This is a genomic window from Ruminococcus hominis, assembly GCF_014287355.1.
GTDB lineage: Bacteria > Bacillota > Clostridia > Lachnospirales > Lachnospiraceae > Schaedlerella > Schaedlerella hominis.
In genome coordinates this window covers 1,395,016-1,415,057 of record NZ_JACOPE010000001.1, presented here as the reverse complement: position 1 = coordinate 1,415,057, position 20,042 = coordinate 1,395,016, and the positions used below count along the sequence as shown (strand labels likewise).

15 protein-coding genes are annotated in these 20,042 nt (G+C 38.4%); all 15 read right to left on the bottom strand.

Going from position 1 to position 20,042, the window contains the following annotated elements; translation table 11 throughout:
- Positions 1-226: 226 nt before the first annotated feature.
- The 15 genes from gdhA to dxs all read right to left on the bottom strand — a co-directional run bounded on the left by gdhA (position 227) and on the right by dxs (position 20,037).
- Positions 227-1,561, bottom strand: coding sequence for an NADP-specific glutamate dehydrogenase (gene gdhA, locus H8S40_RS06210; protein WP_022075141.1), 1,335 nt, complete (start codon positions 1,559-1,561; stop codon positions 227-229).
- A 512-nt stretch (positions 1,562-2,073) separates the two neighbouring features.
- On the bottom strand, positions 2,074-2,250 hold the full coding sequence (gene rpsU / locus H8S40_RS06205; protein ID WP_004054229.1) for a 30S ribosomal protein S21: 177 nt from the start codon (positions 2,248-2,250) through the stop codon (positions 2,074-2,076).
- Positions 2,251-2,410: 160 nt separating this feature from the next.
- Positions 2,411-5,050 (bottom strand): alanine--tRNA ligase, encoded by a 2,640-nt coding sequence (gene alaS / locus H8S40_RS06200; protein ID WP_186864858.1) that lies wholly within the window; start codon positions 5,048-5,050, stop codon positions 2,411-2,413.
- A gap of 130 nt (positions 5,051-5,180) precedes the next feature.
- On the bottom strand, positions 5,181-6,689 hold the full coding sequence (locus H8S40_RS06195) for a 4Fe-4S dicluster domain-containing protein (protein ID WP_186864857.1): 1,509 nt from the start codon (positions 6,687-6,689) through the stop codon (positions 5,181-5,183).
- A gap of 18 nt (positions 6,690-6,707) precedes the next feature.
- Complete coding sequence (locus H8S40_RS06190) at positions 6,708-9,086, bottom strand: homocysteine S-methyltransferase family protein (RefSeq protein WP_186864856.1); 2,379 nt, start codon at positions 9,084-9,086, stop codon at positions 6,708-6,710.
- Positions 9,083-9,733: a vitamin B12 dependent-methionine synthase activation domain-containing protein gene (locus H8S40_RS06185; RefSeq protein ID WP_118723746.1), complete on the bottom strand. Its 651-nt coding sequence runs from the start codon at positions 9,731-9,733 to the stop codon at positions 9,083-9,085. Before H8S40_RS06185 ends, H8S40_RS06190 begins: the two co-directional genes overlap by 4 nt.
- A 12-nt stretch (positions 9,734-9,745) precedes the next feature.
- Positions 9,746-10,615, bottom strand: coding sequence for a methylenetetrahydrofolate reductase [NAD(P)H] (gene metF, locus H8S40_RS06180; RefSeq protein ID WP_022076142.1), 870 nt, complete (start codon positions 10,613-10,615; stop codon positions 9,746-9,748).
- A gap of 44 nt (positions 10,616-10,659) precedes the next feature.
- The gene (glgA, locus tag H8S40_RS06175; protein ID WP_118737013.1) at positions 10,660-12,108 is read right to left on the bottom strand and encodes a glycogen synthase GlgA; all 1,449 of its coding nucleotides are present in this window, start codon (positions 12,106-12,108) and stop codon (positions 10,660-10,662) included.
- A 128-nt stretch (positions 12,109-12,236) separates the two neighbouring features.
- On the bottom strand, positions 12,237-13,025 hold the full coding sequence (gene spo0A / locus H8S40_RS06170) for a sporulation transcription factor Spo0A (RefSeq protein ID WP_118723748.1): 789 nt from the start codon (positions 13,023-13,025) through the stop codon (positions 12,237-12,239).
- Between the two features lie 126 nt (positions 13,026-13,151).
- A complete protein-coding gene (gene spoIVB / locus H8S40_RS06165; protein WP_118723749.1) occupies positions 13,152-14,228 on the bottom strand; it encodes a SpoIVB peptidase in 1,077 nt (358 codons plus the stop codon).
- 134 nt (positions 14,229-14,362) lie between these two features.
- The gene (gene recN / locus H8S40_RS06160; RefSeq protein WP_186864855.1) at positions 14,363-16,039 is read right to left on the bottom strand and encodes a DNA repair protein RecN; all 1,677 of its coding nucleotides are present in this window, start codon (positions 16,037-16,039) and stop codon (positions 14,363-14,365) included.
- Between the two features lie 11 nt (positions 16,040-16,050).
- Complete coding sequence (argR, locus tag H8S40_RS06155) at positions 16,051-16,506, bottom strand: arginine repressor (RefSeq protein WP_022076137.1); 456 nt, start codon at positions 16,504-16,506, stop codon at positions 16,051-16,053.
- Positions 16,507-16,510: 4 nt separating this feature from the next.
- Positions 16,511-17,344, bottom strand: a complete 834-nt coding sequence (locus H8S40_RS06150) for an NAD(+)/NADH kinase (protein WP_186864854.1) — start codon at positions 17,342-17,344, stop codon at positions 16,511-16,513.
- Positions 17,345-17,354: 10 nt separating this feature from the next.
- Entirely contained in the window at positions 17,355-18,161 is an 807-nt protein-coding gene (locus H8S40_RS06145; RefSeq protein WP_118723752.1) for a TlyA family RNA methyltransferase, read from the bottom strand.
- 1 nt (position 18,162) lies between these two features.
- A complete protein-coding gene (gene dxs, locus H8S40_RS06140; protein WP_186864853.1) occupies positions 18,163-20,037 on the bottom strand; it encodes a 1-deoxy-D-xylulose-5-phosphate synthase in 1,875 nt (624 codons plus the stop codon).
- Positions 20,038-20,042: the final 5 nt, after the last annotated feature.

Sequence of the window (20,042 nt, the reverse complement as noted above, 5' to 3'; positions counted from 1 at the left end):
TCATTTTACATATTAGGAAAAAAACTTTTGCTAATATATAAAAAAAGAGACTTTTGCTGTATCAATCTAATTATGATACAGCAAAAGTCTCATCATTTCATCACGATACGGATAGGTAGACCCATCGTATTGACGACATCGTGAACGCACTATGTACGTCGATTACTCCCTTTTACAAGGTAACTATACAATTTTAATTTTAAAATGTCAATCATTTTTTATCTGATTAGCAGATTCCCTGAGCTGTCATAGCGTCAGCAACTTTCTCAAATCCGGCAATGTTAGCACCTACAACATAGTTGCCTTTAAATCCGTATTTTTCAGCTGCATCAGCTGCATTATGGCAAATATTAACCATGATATTTTTCAGTTTAGAATCTACTTCTTCAAATGTCCAGCTCAATCTCTCACTGTTCTGTGACATCTCAAGTGCAGATGTAGCAACACCACCGGCATTAGATGCTTTACCTGGTGCAAACAGTACTCCATGCTCCTGTAAGTACTCTGTAGCTTCCATTGTTGTAGGCATATTAGCACCTTCTGCAACAGCTATACATCCATTAGCAACAAGTGCTTTTGCATCCTCAAGATGAAGTTCATTCTGTGTAGCACATGGAAGAGCAATATCTACTTTGACATTCCATACGCCTCTTCCTTCATGATATTCTGAATTTGGACGATAATTCTTATATTCTGTAAGTCTTGCACGTTTTACTTCTTTGATTTCTTTCAGTGCTGCAACATCGATTCCGTCTGGATCATATACCCATCCTGTAGAATCACTTACTGTTACAACTTTAGCACCAAGCTGCTGAGCCTTTTCTGTTGCATAGATTGCTACGTTACCAGCACCAGAAACTGCTACTGTCTTACCTGCGATATCCTGTCCGTTTAATTTCAGCATCTCTTCTGTGAAATATAACAGACCATATCCAGTAGCCTCTGTACGAGCTAAAGATCCACCATAGCTTAATCCTTTACCTGTCAGAACACCTTCATACAGTCCACGGATTCTCTTGTACTGTCCGAACATATAACCAATCTCTCTTGCACCTGTTCCGATATCTCCTGCTGGAACATCTGTATCAGCTCCGATATATTTGCAAAGCTCTGTCATAAAGCTCTGGCAGAACGCCATAACTTCTCTGTCTGATTTTCCCTTAGGATCGAAATCTGATCCACCTTTACCTCCACCGATTGGAAGACCTGTCAAAGAGTTTTTAAAGATCTGCTCAAATCCAAGGAATTTGATAATTCCAAGGTTAACAGATGGATGCAGACGAAGTCCTCCTTTGTATGGTCCAATAGCACTATTAAACTGTACACGATATCCTGTATTAACCTGTACCTGTCCTTTATCATCTACCCATGGAACGCGGAATTTAATCTGTCTTTCTGGCTCAACCAATCTTTCAAGTAAAGCATCTTTACGGAATTTTTCTTCATTTGCTTCTACTACTACACGAAGAGACTCTAATACCTCTTTTACTGCCTGATGAAATTCAGGTTCTGCTGGATTTTTTTTCACTACTAATTCAATGACTTCATCTACGTATGACATTCTAATCTACCTCCTAAAACTAGAAAAAGCATGCAGTTAGTCTGCAAGCTTTCCGACATCTTTGTCTTCGTTCTTTATTGTATAAGCATTATCCTCTGTTGTCAATAAGAAATTTTATTATTTTACAACACTGTTACATTAACGTGATAAAAGTATCACTGAAACCTTGTAAAATAATTTCTTAAAAATGGGCTTTGCGCGTACCAGTGCCTGCGAAATCTACATTGTACACTGTACTACCAATCCTACCAGAAGATTTTTATCTCAGTCGAGAAGACTCCCACCTCTTTAGGTGGTGAGTAATAGCAAATTTATCTCAGTGGGAGTCCAATCTCCGACTGAGATAAACGCTCCGCGAGGATGCGCAGTGATTCTGATAGGAATATGTCAGCTTCGCTGAGCAGAATCACGCGCCAAGTCTCACGGACGTTCGACTTGAATACACGAGAAATGTAATTTCTCATGTAATAAAAAACAAGGCACTGAATTCAGTACCTTGTTAATCTGCACTATTAATTATACTTACGTTTTCTAGCAGCTTCAGATTTCTTTTTACGTCTTACGCTTGGCTTTTCGTAATGTTCTCTTTTACGAATCTCCTGCTGAATGCCAGCTTTCGCACAGTTTCTTTTGAATCTGCGTAAAGCACTATCTAACGTTTCGTTTTCTTTAACGATTACATTTGACATAGTCTCACACCTAACCTCCCCTCCAGCCTTGTATTGTGCATCATACGACTGTTCGGGTATATTTATTGCACTACAAATGATTATAACATATTTTTCAGCTACGTCAACTGTTTTTTCAACAAAAATTGTTATAATTTTTGTTAGGATTCACATGATATTCCTATGCAAGTTGCTCAGAAAGTACCTCTTCTGCCTTTTTCAATGCATCTGCAATACCTGCCGGATTCTTTCCTCCAGCCTGAGCCATGTTTGGACGACCACCGCCGCCACCGCCTACACATCCTGCAATTGCTTTGACAAGATTACCGGCATGTGCTCCTTTTTTCATAGCTCCATCTGTTGCCATAACCATCAAGCTTACTTTGCCATCATTACCTGATGCCAATACGACTACTCCGTCATCAAGTTTTTCTTTCATCTGGTCTCCAAGATCACGAAGACCATTCATGTCTACACCGTCAAGTTCTGCTGCAAGCAATTTAACACCTGAAATTTCCTTCACCTGATTCATAATATCTCCGGCTGCATCCTGTGCCATCTTACTCTTCAAGCTCTCCAGCTCACTATGAAGAGTTTTATTTTCTGCCTGAAGATGAGCAATCTTCTCTGAAACTGTATCTGGTGTTGTTTTCAAAAGTTTTGCTGCATCACGAAGTTTATTTTCCAAATCGCTATAATATTTCAATAAGCCCTCTGATGTAAGTGCCTCAATACGACGTACTCCAGCTGCAACACCTGACTCAGATACAATCTTGAGAGCCATGATTTCAGATGTATTAGATACATGAGTACCTCCACAGAACTCAATTGAAAAATCACCCATATTTACAACACGTACGACATCTCCATATTTTTCACCAAACAATGCCTGTGCGCCTGTCTTTTTAGCCTCTTCAATCGGCATATTCTTAATCACAACTGGAAGTGCTTTCTGAATTGCATCATTTACAATCTTCTCAACCTTCTCAAGTTCTTCTGCTGTCATTGCAGAAAAATGAGTAAAGTCAAAACGTAATCTGTCTTCATTTACACTTGAACCTGCCTGCTCAACATGATTGCCAAGTACTATACGAAGTGCTTTCTGAAGCAAATGAGTAGCGCTATGGTTACGAGCAGAAAGTGCTCGTTTTTCTGCGTTTACTTCAAGAGTAGCCTTGTCTGCTACTTTAATCATACCTTTTGTCACAATACCTACATGACCAATCTTACCACCGAGAAGCTTAATCGTATCTTCTACTTTAAATTCACCATCTGCTGTACGAATCACACCAGTATCTGCTTCTTGTCCACCACTTGTTGCATAAAATGGTGTTTCCTCTACAAATACAGTTCCTCTTTCTCCATCTGAAAGAGCATCAACCACTGCTGTCTCAGAAGTCAGTACTGTTACGTTTGATTCATATGTCAGATTATCATAACCAACAAACTTGCTTGTTACGCTTGGATCGATAGACTCATATACAGTTACGTCAGCTCCCATATAGTTTGTCACTTCACGGGCATCACGGGCAGTCTTTCTCTGGATTTCCATTGCTGCATGGAATCCGTCTTCATCTACATCCAAATCTTTTTCTTCCAGAATTTCTTTTGTCAGATCTAATGGGAATCCATATGTGTCATAAAGACGGAATGCATCTTCACCGGACAATGTTTTCTCACCTTTTTCTTCCATGTTTGCAATCATATCAGAAAGGATTCCAAGACCCTGGTCGATTGTTTTATTAAACTGCTCTTCCTCTTTTGCTATAACCTTTAAAATAAATTCTTTCTTTTCTTCCAATTCAGGATATCCGTCTTTCGAACCGGCAATTACAGTCTCTGCAAGTTCTGGCAGGAAATTTCCCTCGATTCCTAATAATCTTCCATGACGGCATGCACGACGAAGCAGACGACGAAGTACATATCCACGGCCTTCATTTGAAGGCATAATACCATCAGAAATCATAAATGTTACAGAACGCACGTGATCTGTGATAACACGGAGTGAAACATCCGTATTATAATCTTTTCCATATTCTTTGTTTGCAAGCTTAGATACATGATCTCGAAGTGCCTTAATTGTATCAACATCAAAAATTGAATCAACGTCCTGTACAACACTTGCAAGACGCTCTAATCCCATACCTGTATCAATATTCTTCTGCTCTAATTCAGAATAATTTCCATTGCCATCGTTATCAAACTGTGTAAATACATTGTTCCAGATTTCCATGTAACGGTCGCATTCACAACCTACTGTACATCCTGGTTTACCACATCCGTATTTTTCTCCACGATCATAATAAATCTCTGAGCATGGACCGCAAGGACCTGAACCATGCTCCCAGAAGTTATCTTCTTTACCAAATCTGAAAATTCTCTCTGCCGGGATTCCCATCTTTTTATTCCAGATTTCAAAAGCCTCGTCATCATTCTCATAAATAGATGGATATAATCTTTCCGGATCCAGTCCGACTACTTCTGTCAAGAACTCCCATGACCATTCGATTGCTTCTTCTTTGAAATAATCTCCAAACGAAAAGTTTCCAAGCATCTCAAAAAATGTACCGTGACGTGCTGTCTTACCTACATTCTCAATATCGCCTGTACGAATACACTTCTGACATGTTGTCACACGTGTTCTAGGTGGAATCTCCTGTCCTGTAAAATATGGTTTTAATGGTGCCATTCCTGAATTGATCAGTAACAAACTTTTATCGTTATGAGGCACCAGCGAAAAGCTCTTCATCGCAAGATGTCCTTTGCTCTCAAAGAACTCTAAAAACATTTTTCTTAATTGGTTTACTCCATATGGCTGCATTGCCTTCTCCTCCTGTAAATTAAAAACATACTATTTCATATAATAACATAGCATTTTTCAAATGTAAAGCAGACATAGAACTGCTTTTTCGTGTCATTCTATGCCTGCTTTTTATTTCTAAACTATCAGACTATTTTAATTCAATATTCTCTAATTCCTTTGGTGGAATTGATTTTGTTGAGTTCTTCACATAAGTTGCAACATCTTTCTTAGCCTGTGGAATTGGAATGTTAGTTCCTGCTCCTGCAACGCATCCTCCCGGGCATCCCATTCCTTCAATCAGGCAGCCATTCATCTTGCCGGCTTTTGCAAGAAGCAGTGTTTTTCTACATTCTGCAAGACCCTCTGCATGTTCGATGTTTACGTCTACACCTGGATAATACTCTTTAATACATTCTTCAATTGCTGCTGCAACGCCGCCTGCACATGCATATCCACGTCCTGCACCGGTTGCATCATGGAAAGAAGATTCTGCTTCATATTTTGTCAAATCAATTCCTTTTGCATCAAACATAGCCTGCAACTCTTCAAATGTCACAACAAAATCTACATCACTTCTTACTGTCCTTCTGGAAGCCTCCAGTTTCTTTGCTGCGCATGGTCCGATAAACACAACCTTTGCATTTGGATGCTCCTGCTTAATTGTTCTTGCCGTTGCAACCATAGGTGTCAGCTCCTGTGAAATCTGATCGATCAAATCTGGAAACTGTTTTTTTGCAAGCATTGCCCAGGATGGACAACATGATGTAAGAAGAAACGGGAGTTCTCCTGATACAACTTTATTTACATAGTGATGTGCCTCTGCCACTGCCCCGATATCTGCTCCAAGTGCGACTTCATACGCTTCTGAAAATCCCATTTCCTGCAATGCAGCTTTAATATTTCTTGCAGTAATATTTTCTCCAAACTGACCTACAAATGCCGGTGCGATTTCTGCAACAATTTCTTCCCCTTCACTTAAAGCACGTGCAAGCTGGAATATCTGCGATTTATCAGAAATTGCTCCAAATGGACAACTTACCATACACATACCGCATGATACACACTTGTCAGGATCAATATAAGCTCTTCCCATTTTATCCGATACAATTGCTCCAACTCCACATGCATTTTTACATGGACGTTCTTTTTTTGCAATTGCGTCATATGGACAGGCAGACTTGCATTTTCCACACTTAATGCACTTTGTCTGGTCTATATATGATTTTCCATCCACCATGGAAATTGCACCCTTTGGACAGACTTCCTGACATGGATGTGCAAGACAACCTTTGCACATATTAGATACTTCATATCCTCTTTCCTCACATGCTTCACATGCTGAAGGAATTACCTGCATCAATGGTGGCTCATAATATTTTTCCGAAATATTACTTGCTTCTACTCCCTGTGTAAGATGCACAGGTTTATTCTCTGGACGAAGAGATAACCCCATTGCCAAACGCAATCTTTCACGCACAACAGCTCTTGCTCGATAACGGCTATCTCGGTAATCCTGATCCTCGGTAACAATTTCATATGGAATTGCTTCCATATCATCAATTAATGTCTCTGCATTTGCTTTGAAACCTAATTTTGCAACTTCTGTAAATACTCTTCTTCTGATCATTCTTACTGTAGTCTGTAATCCTCTCATCATAATTGTATATTCCTCCTTTTATTTATTCTGTAATAATTTTTGTGCATAATACACCGACTGCATTGCATCTTTTCCATAAAAATCTGCACCGATCATATCCGCATAATCTTGATTTAAAACCGCACCGCCAACCATCACTTTGCAATCTGGAGCCTCTTTTCGTAATAACTTAATTGTCTCCTCCATACTCACTACAGTTGTTGTCATTAATGCACTAAGACCTACCAGCTTTACATCTTGCTCCTGAACAGCTTCAAGAATTGTTTCTGGCGGAACATCTTTACCAAGATCAATAACATCAAAACTATAGTTTTCCAATAAAACTTTTACAATATTCTTACCAATGTCATGTATATCCCCTTTTACGGTTGCCAGAACAACTTTTTCTTTTTTCTCTTCAGCATCTTCATTGCCGCTCATCTGCTCTTTCAGCACTGCAAACGCTGTTTTAGCTGCCTCTGCACTCATCAATAATTGTGGCAAAAAAACAGTTCCTTTCTCAAAGCCTTTTCCAACATGATCCAGTGCCGGAATCAGTTGTGTATTGATGATATCCAATGGCTGCTCTGTTTTTACCTGTTCAAGTGTGATCTGTCGTGCTTCATCTTTCACACCTTTTTCAATTGCCATCTGTAATGTCATTGAACCTGTCTGTGTTGTTGATACGGTTGTAGTCTGACCTGAATATTTTCCGATATATCGTTCACAATTTATATCGTAATTCATCAATGCATGATATGCATCAAATGACTTCATCATTTCTTCCGATGCCGGATTTACAATTCCACAACTTAGCCCATTATACATCGCCATTGTATAAAAATGCGAATTCACAATCGGGCGCATTGGCAACCCGAATGAAATATTTGAAACCCCAAGAATTGTATGAACTCCGAGCTCATGTCTTACGCGATGCAATGCATCTAATGTGATAATTGCCCCTTGCGGCTCTGAACTAATTGTCATTGCCAACACATCAATTACGATGTCTTTTTTATCAATCCCATACTTAGCTGCTTCCGCTATTATTTTTTTTGCAATCTCTACTCGACCATCTGCTGTCGCAGGTATTCCATTTTCATCCAATGTCAGTCCGACAACTACACCACCATATTTTTGAATCAAAGGAAATACTGCATCCATCGATTCTTTTTTTCCACTGACGGAATTGACCATAGGCTTTCCATTATAAATACGAAGTGCTGCTTCCATGGCATTGATATCTACTGTATCGATCTGGAGTGGAAGACTTGTCACTCCTTGCAAGCTCGTTATTGCTTCTATCATCATCTGTTTTTCATCGATATCCGGAAGCCCTACATTCACATCTAAAATATGTGCCCCTTTTTCTTCCTGCATGATACCTTCCTTTAAAATGTAATCCAGGTCATGATCTTTTAAAGCTTGTTTGAATTTTTTCTTTCCTGTTGGATTGATACGCTCCCCGATAATTTTAGAACCATTTCCAAATATAACAGATTTACCATATGAGGACACGATTGTTTCCGTCTTCTTTATGACTGGTTTTATCTGTTTATCTTTACACATCGTAATCATAGCACGGATGTGATCTGGTGTCGTTCCACAACAACCTCCAATAATAGCGGCACCCATATCCACTATTTTTTCCATTGTCTGTGCGAACTCTTCCGGCTCAACATCATAATAAGTTTCATTTCCACGCTGTTTTGGAAGTCCTGCATTTGGTTTCACAACAATTGGTAAAGAAGAATATTTTTGCAATTCTTCCAGCATTGGAAACATTTGTTTCGGTCCCAATCCACAGTTAATTCCAAGAGCATCAACTCGAAGTCCTTCCAACATACTGACAAAAACCGGAATATCTGCACCTGTCAATAATTTCTTGCGTTCATCAAAAATTGCTGTCACAAAAACGGGCAATTTTGTATTTTCTTTTGCTGCAAGAACTGCTGCCTTAATCTCATAGGTATCACTCATTGTTTCAATATGAATGAGATCTACACCGGCCTGTTCTCCATAAATCATCACTTCTTTAAATGCGTTATAAGCATCTTCAAAGTCAAGGTCTCCCATCGGTTTTAAAAGTTTTCCTGTCGGACCTACATCCAATGCCGTGTAAACTTTTTTCCCTGCTCGTTCCTGCGCTGTTTTTACGTTTTGAACAGCCGCCTCTACAATTTTTTTCAGTGGATAGGTGTCGTCCTTAAACTTCAGTGCATTAGCTCCAAACGTATTCGTAAGCACAATGTCACTTCCTGCCTCTATATATTCCTGATGTATTCCTATAATATCCTCAGGATGATTTAGATTCCATGTCTCTGGAAGCTCTCCCGGTTTTAATCCCTTCTCCTGAAGAAGAGTTCCCATTCCCCCATCAAAAAATAAAAGTCTCTTTCCTAATTGCTCCAATATCATATTATGTCCCTTCTATATATGCAGTCCTTCTTTGAACACGCTTCGCATCCTTGTCTATGACAATTTTCTTCTGAAGTGCTAAGTCCGATCACCGCCGTTACTGATTTGGTTGGTGTCATCATCAAACTGTCTGTTATGGTTAATCCAATTGTCTTTGCACTGTCTATCATTCTCGTAATATAGTACTGATGTTCAATCGAAAAATCTCCATATCCCGGACTAAATCGCGGTCTTAAATAATATCCCTCTTTTCGCATCTGCACTTCAATTTTTTCCTGACATTCATCACAATACTCTTCCAGCAACGCTGCCGCACAAGCTTGAAGAACAACTGCTTTTGCCATATCTGTAAGTGATGTTCTACGTATCAACTGGTCTACTCCAATTCCTAAAGTAGCACCAAACACTACTATTTTATCACAGCCTTTTAAATTTTTTGCAAGACTCTTGCTTTGTACTTCTAAATTTCCAAATGATATCCGATTATCTCCCAGATGTTCTAAACAAAAGATGCGATAGATGGATTTTCTGCCTGCAATTGACTGCAATATTTCAAAACTCTCTGCAATCATTGTTCGCGTTTGATCATCTACCGCATTTCTCCCATATCCAAGATAACGGACAGCTTCCTTTGTCAGTTGGTCCATTATCCTATACTCCTAACATTTTATTACTTCTGAAAGATTCTCCATGATTTTAGCCGCCACTTCCGGTTTATTCATAGAATAGACATGGATATTTTTCACTCCATTAGCAAGCAAATCGATAATCTGATCTGTAGCATATGCGATTCCTGCTTGTTTCATTGCATCCGGATAATCGCCAAACCGATCCAGCAATGCCAGAAATCTTCTTGGAAATACGGTTCCTGACAATTCCTGACTACGTTTCATCTGAGCCGCTGTAGTAATCGGCATGATTCCCGGAAGAACTGGGACGGTAATACCCGCTTCACGAATCCGATACAAAAAGTTATAATGAATATCATTATCAAAAAACATCTGTGTTGTCAGGAAATCAACTCCACTATCTACTTTTTGTTTTAAATATTTGATATCATCTTCTTTGTGTTCATTTTCCACATGTCCCTCCGGGTAACATGCGGCACCTATACAGAAATCTCCATGTTTCTTTATCTCTTCAACCAATTCATATGCATAATGAAAACGGTCTTCACTTGGAAAGGTCATTCCCGGTACGATATCTCCTCGAAGGGCAAGAATATTTTCAATTTCCAACTGTTTCAGATTTTCAATTACTTGTCGCACTTCTTCTTTTGTAGATGACGCACACGTAAGATGTGCCAGGCTTTCTACTCCAAGCTCATGTTTTATGTGTGATGCAATCTTTGCTGTATTCTTACTTGTTCCTCCGCCGGCACCATATGTAACGCTAATATATGACGGGTTTAACTGGGCAATTTTATCTGTTGCATCTTTCACTTTTTCAAATCCTGCATCTGTTTTTGGTGGAAACACCTCGAACGAAATATGAATTCTATCTTCGTTCAATTTATCAATTATCTTCATGTCCTTCTCCTAAATCTGTCGTGTTTATATTACTTGCTTTGCTTCTATTCCCCAATCAGGCTTGCATACAAATTCTGATACTGGATTGCAGAATTTCCCCAAGAAAAATCTTCTTCCATAGCACGCTCAACCATCTTATTCCAGTCGCGCTTTCTATCATAGTAAATATGTTCTGCATATCGAACAGTATTCAACATTTCATGTGCATTATAATTTGCGAAACTAAATCCTGTTCCTGTTTTCTCATATTCATTGTAAGGCTGTACTGTATCTTTTAATCCACCTGTCTCTCGAACAATTGGAAGAGTTCCGTATCTAAGACTCATCAACTGACTCAATCCACATGGTTCAAACAGAGACGGCATTAAAAATGCGTCACATGATGCATAAATCTTATGTGAAAGATCTTCTGAATAAAAGATGTTTGCAGAAACCTTTCCTGAATATTTCCATGCAAAATGACGGAACATATTCTCATATTTTGCTTCACCAGTTCCAAGTACTACGATCTGTACTGCATCCTGACATAATTCATCCATCATATAATCTACCAGATCGAAGCCCTTCTGATCTGTCAGTCTGGAAACCATACCAATCATCATAGCCTTTGGATCTCTGTCAAGACCAAGTTCCTCCTGCAAAGCAGCTTTATTCATTGGTTTTAATTTTCGGAAATCTCCCACATTAAAATTCTTTACAATTCTTGAATCCTTCTCAGGATTATAGTCATCATAATCTAATCCATTCACAATGCCACAAAGATCATTAGAACGTGCATTCATTAATCCATCTAACGCTTCTCCATAGAATGGAGTTTTAATTTCTTCCGCATAAGTCTGGCTTACAGTTGTAACCTTGTCTGCATATACGATACCACCTTTAAGCAGGTTTGCATCTTTATATGCTTCCATCTTATCCGGAACAAAATAATAATCTGGAAGTCCTGTGATTGCCTGTACTGTTTCTCTATCCCATACACCCTGGAACTTCAGATTATGTATTGTCATAATAGACTTAATTCCTCGATAGTATTCTCCAAGATAACGGAAATTATCCAAATATACAGGAATCAATCCTGTCTGCCAGTCATGACAATGAATCAGATCCGGGCGGAATCCGATAACCGGGAGAATACTTAATACAGCTTTTGAGAAAAATGCAAATTTTTCAATATTCCACTTTGGATCCCCATCATAAGGTGCAAAACCATTGAAATAATATTCATTATCGATAAAGTAAAAGCGAATCCCCTCATATTCACAAGTCATGATTCCGACATAACGATCCTCACCTGCAAGTTCCATATAAAAATGATCTACATATTCCATCATATCTTTCCATTTTTGAAACATACAATTATATTTTGGAAGAACAACTCGGACATCATATTTATCTTTATCAAAATATTTTGGAAGCGAACCAACTACATCCGCCAGACCTCCTGTTTTAATAAATGGAACGCATTCTGAAGATGCAAATAAAATATTTTTCATAATAACCCTCCCGTTTTTCGCTTTTTTCAGCCTTGCTTTTTTGAATAATCATAAAATTATTATAACGCATTTCATTTTTAATTAAAAGCCTTATTTCGCATATATACAGCGAATCACAGTAGTTTTTATTATTTGTTTTTATATTCTAACTGGATGGTATCTGCGATTAAGGCAATGAATTCAGAATTTGTCGGTTTTCCTTTTCCGTTACTGACAGTATATCCAAATAAACGATCTAATGTATCTAATTTACCTCTGCTCCACGCAACTTCTATCGCATGTCGAATTGCACGCTCTACACGACTCGAGGTTGTCTGATACTTTTTTGCTACAGTAGGATACAATATTTTTGTAATTGCATTTAATACTTCCATATCTTCTACCGCCATTATAATAGCGTCTCTCAGGTAGTGATAGCCTTTGATATGTGCCGGAATTCCAATTTCATGCAACATATTTGTTACTGTATTGAGTAATGATTCTTCACTGATTGGATTCTTTTCTACTATTTCATTTATATTTTTCTCCGGAATTCTCCACGTTCTGCGCGAATCCTTGATTCGATTTAATAATGTTTGTTTATTAAACGGCTTCATAATATAATAATCTGCTCCGCGATTGAAAGCATCTTCTGTAATTTTCTCTTTTCCCACTGCTGTAACGATAATAAAACTTGGCTGTTTACTTACTGCTTTATCTCGATTTACATATTCCATAACAGTAAGTCCATCCATCTTCGGCATAATCAGATCTAAAAGTACAACATCCGGTTTCTGTTCTTTGATTATCTGACAAATCTCCTCTCCGTTTTTTGCTTTTCCAACAATGTTTAAGTCTTTATCTGAAGAAATTAGCTCTCCTAGCATATCCAGCATTAATTCATTATCGTCGGCAATGGCCACTTTCAATGCTTCCATATAGTGTCCTCCTCCACCCCTTCTACTCTCATCGTCCCGCTTTTCCTTTACCATTTCACTATTATATAAGCCTTGTCGATGAGAATCAAGAGCTTTCATGCGTCTCAATTCGACAAAAGACAGCAGTTACATGTTGCATTTTTCGGCTTCTTTCAACATTGTTTCTGCAAATATTCCATATCCCTTTGTAGAATTATTAACAAATACATGTGTAACTGCACCGACTAATTTTCCGTCTTGAAGTATTGGCGAACCACTCATTCCCTGCACAATTCCACCTGTTTTTTCTAACAATTCAGAATCTGTAACTTGTAATGTAATTCCTTTATTTATTTCATTCGGTGTCTTATCAATCTCCAAAATTTCGACATCATATTCTTTCACTTCTCCGTCTAAAAAGCAACGAATTGTTGCTTTTCCTTTTCTAATTTCTTCTTTTTTTGCAATCTGTACAGCATATTGTTCTTCAAATAATGTATTTAAGTCATCTAATATTCCATATATTCCAACCTCTGTATTCTTTTTAATCGACCCTAATTGATTATTGCGATTATATACAATAAGTCCCTCCATGCTCCCCGGAGTTCCCTCGGACCCTTTCACAACTGAACGTATACTTGTTCTGTATATTCTTCCATTTGCTATTTTCATCAATACACTTGTATCCATATCATGGATTCCATGACCGAGTGCTCCGAATTCACTGTTTTTTGTCAAAAATGTAATTGTTCCTAAACCTTGTACATTATCTCTTACCCAGATTCCCAGTTTATATTTCTTTGCCGCAGACTCTACTGCTTTCATTTTTACATTTAAATTCTTTTGTTCTCTATATATTGACAGTTCTACCTCCTGATCATTCAGTTTTTCAACCTGTTCCATCAATTGCTTTTTATCATGAATTTCCACTCCATTTATTCCGATAATATAGTCTCCCGACTTCACTTGTTTTTTAGCCGGATTATACTCTTTTCCGTCAACGCCTTTTATTTTTTGTGTATTTAAGACCAATACCCCATCCGTTTCCATGTAAATTCCAATTGGCATCCCTCCTACTAAAACCACATCTTCATCCAGTTGCTCTGTTGTCACCTCTTTTTGCGTTGCTGCCCAAGATACATTCCAGCCCATCTTTCCAAACATCGCCATCGTAATGATAAGAATAACTACGCAAAGGATTTTTTTCTTTCTGTCCTGTTTCATCTCACATACCTTCTTTCGTTACTTTTTTAATAATGGAACTTTTTCTACTAACAGAAAAAACGAACATCCACAGGAAACTTATTTCCCTGGTGTTCGTTTTTAGTATGTGAAAGAAACACAATTTCACACTGGTATTATATTTCACTCATTGCCAATTCTTTCATCTCTTTTGCACTCTCAAGAATACTTGCTGTCATCTTATCGCCTCCAAGTAATCTCGCGAGTTCATGAATTGAATTTTCTTTTGATAATGGTATAATTTCTGTTTTTGTTACGTTTTCTTTTGCCTGCTTTTGAATCAAATAATGGGCATCTGCTTTTGATGCGATTTGTGCCAGATGCGTAATACATAAAACTTGTCTGGACTTTCCGATAAATCGCATCTTTTCTGCAACTTTTCCTGCCGTAATACCACTGATTCCCGTATCAATCTCATCAAATATTAACGTTGGTGTATCTTCCTGCCCGGCAAGAATTGTTTTAATTACAAGCATAATTCTGGACAGTTCACCACCGGATGCTGCCATTCCCATTGGTTTTAAGGCTTCACCTGGATTGGTTGACATATAAAATTCAGCATCATCCATTCCACCCAGTCCATATCGATCATGTTTTGTAAAACGCATTTCAAATTGCACATCCAGAAAATTCAAATCTTTCAATCCTTTTTTTATTTCCTCAACAAATGGAATTGCTGCTTTTTCACGCTCCATTGTCAATGCATTTGCCTGCTTCACATATTCTTCTTCTGCACTTTGCAATTTTTCTTTTAACTCATTCATGCATGCTTCATAATCTTCCAGTTCGTTTAGTCTCTGTTTTTTTTCTTCACAATATTCCAAAACTTCACTGACAGAATTACCAAATTTTGTTTTTAAACGATTAATGATATTCAAACGATTCTCTGTCTCATAAAAATCTTCTTCCGAAAATTCAAAGCTTTTTGCGTAGTCTGATAATTCTCTGTTAAAATCATTTAATAAGCTATCAATTTCTGACAGCTGGTCGTATAGAGACATTCCTTGTTCATCCACTGATGAGACATCCTGAAGTGCTCGGATTGCCCTGCTTAAATAATCACTTGCATTACCAGAAGAATCTTCACTGGTATATTGATAAGCCTCACTGATTGCTTCTGCGATTTTCTTACCTGCTGCCATTCTCTGATAAAGCTGTTCCAAATCTTCATCTTCGCCATCCTGAAGATTTGCCTCTTCTATTTCATGTATTTCAAATTCTGCCAGTGATATTTCCTTTTGCCGTTCTCTCTCATCCATACTGAAATTATCCAGCTTCTTCTGATAATCCATGTAAGTATGATAAGCCTTTGCAACTTTTTCTTTCAACGGCTCAATTTTATCTTTCGCATATAAATCCAGAAAAACCAGATGATTTCTCTTATGAAGAAGTGACTGATGCACATGCTGCTCATGAATGTCAATCAGCATACATGCCACTTCACGAAGCGTCGTCATATTTACGGTTTCTCCGTTAATCTTACTGACACTTCTTCCTTCCATCAGCTTTCGGTTCAATACAATCCGCCCATCTTCCGGATAAATATCCATTGCCTCGAGCTGTTTTTCTAACTTTTCATTTTCAATTGTAAATGTCAATTCCACCAGTCCGAATTTAGCTCCTGTACGAAGCATATCCGCACTGTATTTACCACCTAATGCCAGATTCACAGAACCTAATAAAATTGATTTTCCAGCTCCGGTTTCTCCTGTCAGAATATTTAATCCAGGCTGAAAATCAACCTCAACTTCATCAATCAACGCCAGATTTTTTACATGCAGATTTTCTAACATAATTTCTTTTATTATCCTCTTGTTGCAATTTTTCTAATCTTATCCATCACACAGGTTGTGTCTTCTACTGTTCGGATTGCACACATAATCGTATCATCTCCGGCAATACATCCGACCACTTCTTTCCACTGCATAGCATCTATAGCAGCCGCAACTGCCATAGCCATTCCTGATACAGTTTTTATCACAAGTATATTTTGTGCCATGTCCATGGATACATACCCATCTCGTAATACCCTCATATATTTTTCCGTCATACCGCCATCTTCCGGCTTAATAATAACGTATTTCTGTTTTCCTCCATCTACTGACATTTTCGTCAGCTTTAGATCACGAATATCTCTGGAAACTGTAGCCTGAGTCACTTTAAATCCGGATTGATTCAAACGATCTGCCAATTCTTCCTGGGTTTCAATATCATACTGATTGATCAATTCAATTATTTTTGCATGACGACTAACCTTCATTTTCCTAATTTCCTTTCATTTTTTCTCGCATAGTTATCATGAAACTTTCTTTATTCAATTTAATCAGCTTTGTAGTATCTTCAGCTTTTTGAACCACAACACGGTCTCCTGTACGAACAGCAATCTCTTCCGCCCCATCAAATGTAACTAACGCATGCTCTTGTCTTCCATATCTACCTTCACAGACTTTTACTTCTATTGTATCCTCTGCCGAAAGTACGACGCTACTTGCATTAAGTGCATGCGAACAAATCGGAGTAATTACAAACATACTTGCCGTTGGCTCAACAATCGGTCCTCCCGCAGACAGATTATATCCTGTTGTTCCTGTCGGTGTCGATATGATTACTCCATCCGCACGATAACTATTTAAAAGTGCTCCGTTCACATAAATATCCAGATGTACCACACGAAGCTCTCCCGAACGCGTCACTACAATATCATTCACTGCAACGTGCGATTTTCCTCCATTAACACTTCCTCGCAACATCATACGATCTTCCACTTCTGGCTCTTTTGCAAACAACTTGTCCAGAGCTGTACGATAATCATGCAATTCTACCTCTGCAAGATACCCCAATGTTCCCATGTTTACACCAAGTAATGGAATATGATATCCTTCCAATTCTCTTGCAGCACGAATTAAAGTCCCATCTCCTCCAAGAACTATTGCACATTGTATATCTTTTGGCACTGTTCCCGGAATCAAATAACCCTCTTCGTCTTTTTGAGCGATTACACAAGTTTTTCCATTTTTTTCAATGTATTCTTTAATTTCATTTGTTATTCGATAGTCTGTATCTTTTAATTGATTTGTAATCACATAAAATCTATCCATGTTCTTATCCTCAACGTGCCAGCTCCTCGAACGCATGATCCACGACACTAGATAAATCTACTGAAATTTCCGGCGGCTGTCCATCTGGACATTTTTTCAAATGAATCAAATATTCGATGTTTCCCTCTGGTCCTTTAATAGGCGAAAAATCAATATTTAATATTTCAAATCCTATCGAGTGTGCATACTGTGCAACTTTTTCAATCACTTCGTGGTGTGTGCTTCGCTCTCTGACTACCCCTTTCTTTCCAACTTTTTCTCTTCCTGCTTCAAACTGAGGTTTAATCAAAGCCACAATCTCACCCTCCGGTGTTAAATAATTGCGAATCGGCTCCAATACTTTTGTCAATGATATGAATGATACATCAATGGATGAAAAATCAATCGGTTCTCCTATATCTTCCGGAGTAACATAACGGATATTTGTTTTTTCCATACATACAACCCGTTCATCCTGACGAAGTTTCCAATCCAACTGACCTCTTCCCACATCAATTGCAAATACTTTCACTGCCCCGTTTTGCAGCATACAATCTGTAAAACCTCCTGTTGAAGAACCAACATCTGTACATACCTTACCTTCTACCGTAACATCAAAAACTTTCATTGCTTTTTCCAGTTTTAATCCACCACGACTTACATACGGAAGTGTATGCCCCTTAATCTCAATCTGTACTTCTTCCGGAAATGTCGTACCAGCTTTATCTTCTCGCTGTCCCTCGACAAAAACATTACCGGACATAATAATCGCTTTTGCCTTCTCGCGAGATTCTGCAAGATTCCGTTTTACTAATAATACGTCTAATCGTTCCTTCATGTTATTCATTCCTTGCTATATTATAATCTGTAATAATTTTTTCAACTATGTTTGTTTTCTCCAGACCAACTTCTTTTCGCAGTACATCTACATTGCCATGCTCTACATAATCATCCGGAATTCCAAAACTGTGTACATAAACATCTAATCTTTCACGCTCCACACAATCCAATACCTGCTGACCAAATCCACCGGACAGGACATTTTCTTCAATTGTCACATATATACGATGGTTTGCAGCCAATTGTACGAGCATCTCTTTGTCTAATGGTTTTACAAATCTCGCATTGACCAACGTACAAGAATATCCTCTGTTTTTCAATTCTTCTCTGACATCTTTGGCCAGCTTTGCCATATGTCCAACAAAAATAATTGCAATCTCGGATTCCTGATACAACATCTCACTTTTACCATATTCAATCGGCGCCCGGAATTCTTTAAAGCCTTCGTATGCTGCTCCTCTTGGATATCGAAGTGCAATCGGATATTGAAAATCAATTGCATAGCGAACCATATCAGCCATCTCCCAGCGATTTTTCGGAGACATGATCGTCATATTTGGAATCGTTGTTAAAAATGACAAGTCAAAAAGTCCCTGATGCGTTTCCCCGTCACTTCCAACCAGACCGGCACGATCTACGGCAAGCACAACCGGAAGATTCTGGAGACAGACATCATGAATTGCCTGATCATAGGCACGCTGTAAAAATGAAGAATACAATGCTACGACAGGCTTCATACCACCAGCCGCCAGTCCTGCTGCAAATGTCAGTGCATGCTCCTCTGCTATTCCCACATCAAAGAATCTGTCCGGAAAATGTTTTGCAAATCGGTTTAACCCTGTTCCATCTGCCATTGCAGCTGTAATCGTTACGACCTTTTCATCTTTCTTTCCAACATCTGTTATTACTTTTGAAAATACATCTGTATAAGAATCCTTTTCGGATTTCTGCTTTGCTTCCCCTGTTTCAATAACAAATGGCGGAGTACCATGAAACCGGGATGGATTTTCCTCTGCCGGTAAATAACCTTTACCCTTTTTCGTAAGAACATGTACAAGCACAGCATGATTCAATCGTTTTGCTTCACTAAATACTTTATAAAGTTTTCTTATATCATGTCCGTCTACCGGTCCAAGATACGTAATCCCCATATCTTCAAAAAACATTCCCGGCACAAGAAACTGTTTCAATCCACTCTTTGTCTTTTTAATCTGTGAAACCAGTTTTTCTCCCTTAACAGGAATCTTTTTCAACGTATCTTCTACGCCACGCTTCAATTCTGTATAAGCAGTTGCTGTGCGAAGCCCACTCAAATAATTTGATACACCTCCTACGTTCGGTGAAATGGACATATTATTATCATTTAAAACAATAATAAAATTACTTTTTACATGTGCAGCATTGTTCAAGGCCTCATATGCCATGCCTCCGGTCAATGATCCGTCTCCAATAACAGACACAACATGATACTTCTGTTTCTGGATGTCTCTGGCTGCCACATATCCAAGTCCGGCTGAGATAGATGTTGAACTATGCCCGGTATCAAACGCATCACAATCACTTTCTTTGCGCTTTGGAAATCCGCTCATCCCGCCATATTTTCTCAGATCATCAAATCCAGCTTTACGTCCTGTCAGTAATTTATGCGTATATGCCTGATGCCCTACATCCCAGATTAATTTATCTTCCGGGAAATCAAGTGCAAGATGCAGTGCCATCGTAAGCTCTACTACACCTAAATTTGAGGCCAAATGCCCTCCGGTGCAGCTTATTTTTTCAATCAAGAAGCTTCTGATCTCCTTAGCTAATACTTCCAATTCCTCTGGCTCTAAGTTTTTAATGTCATTTGCTTTTTGAATCTTTTCTAAAACCATAAGGA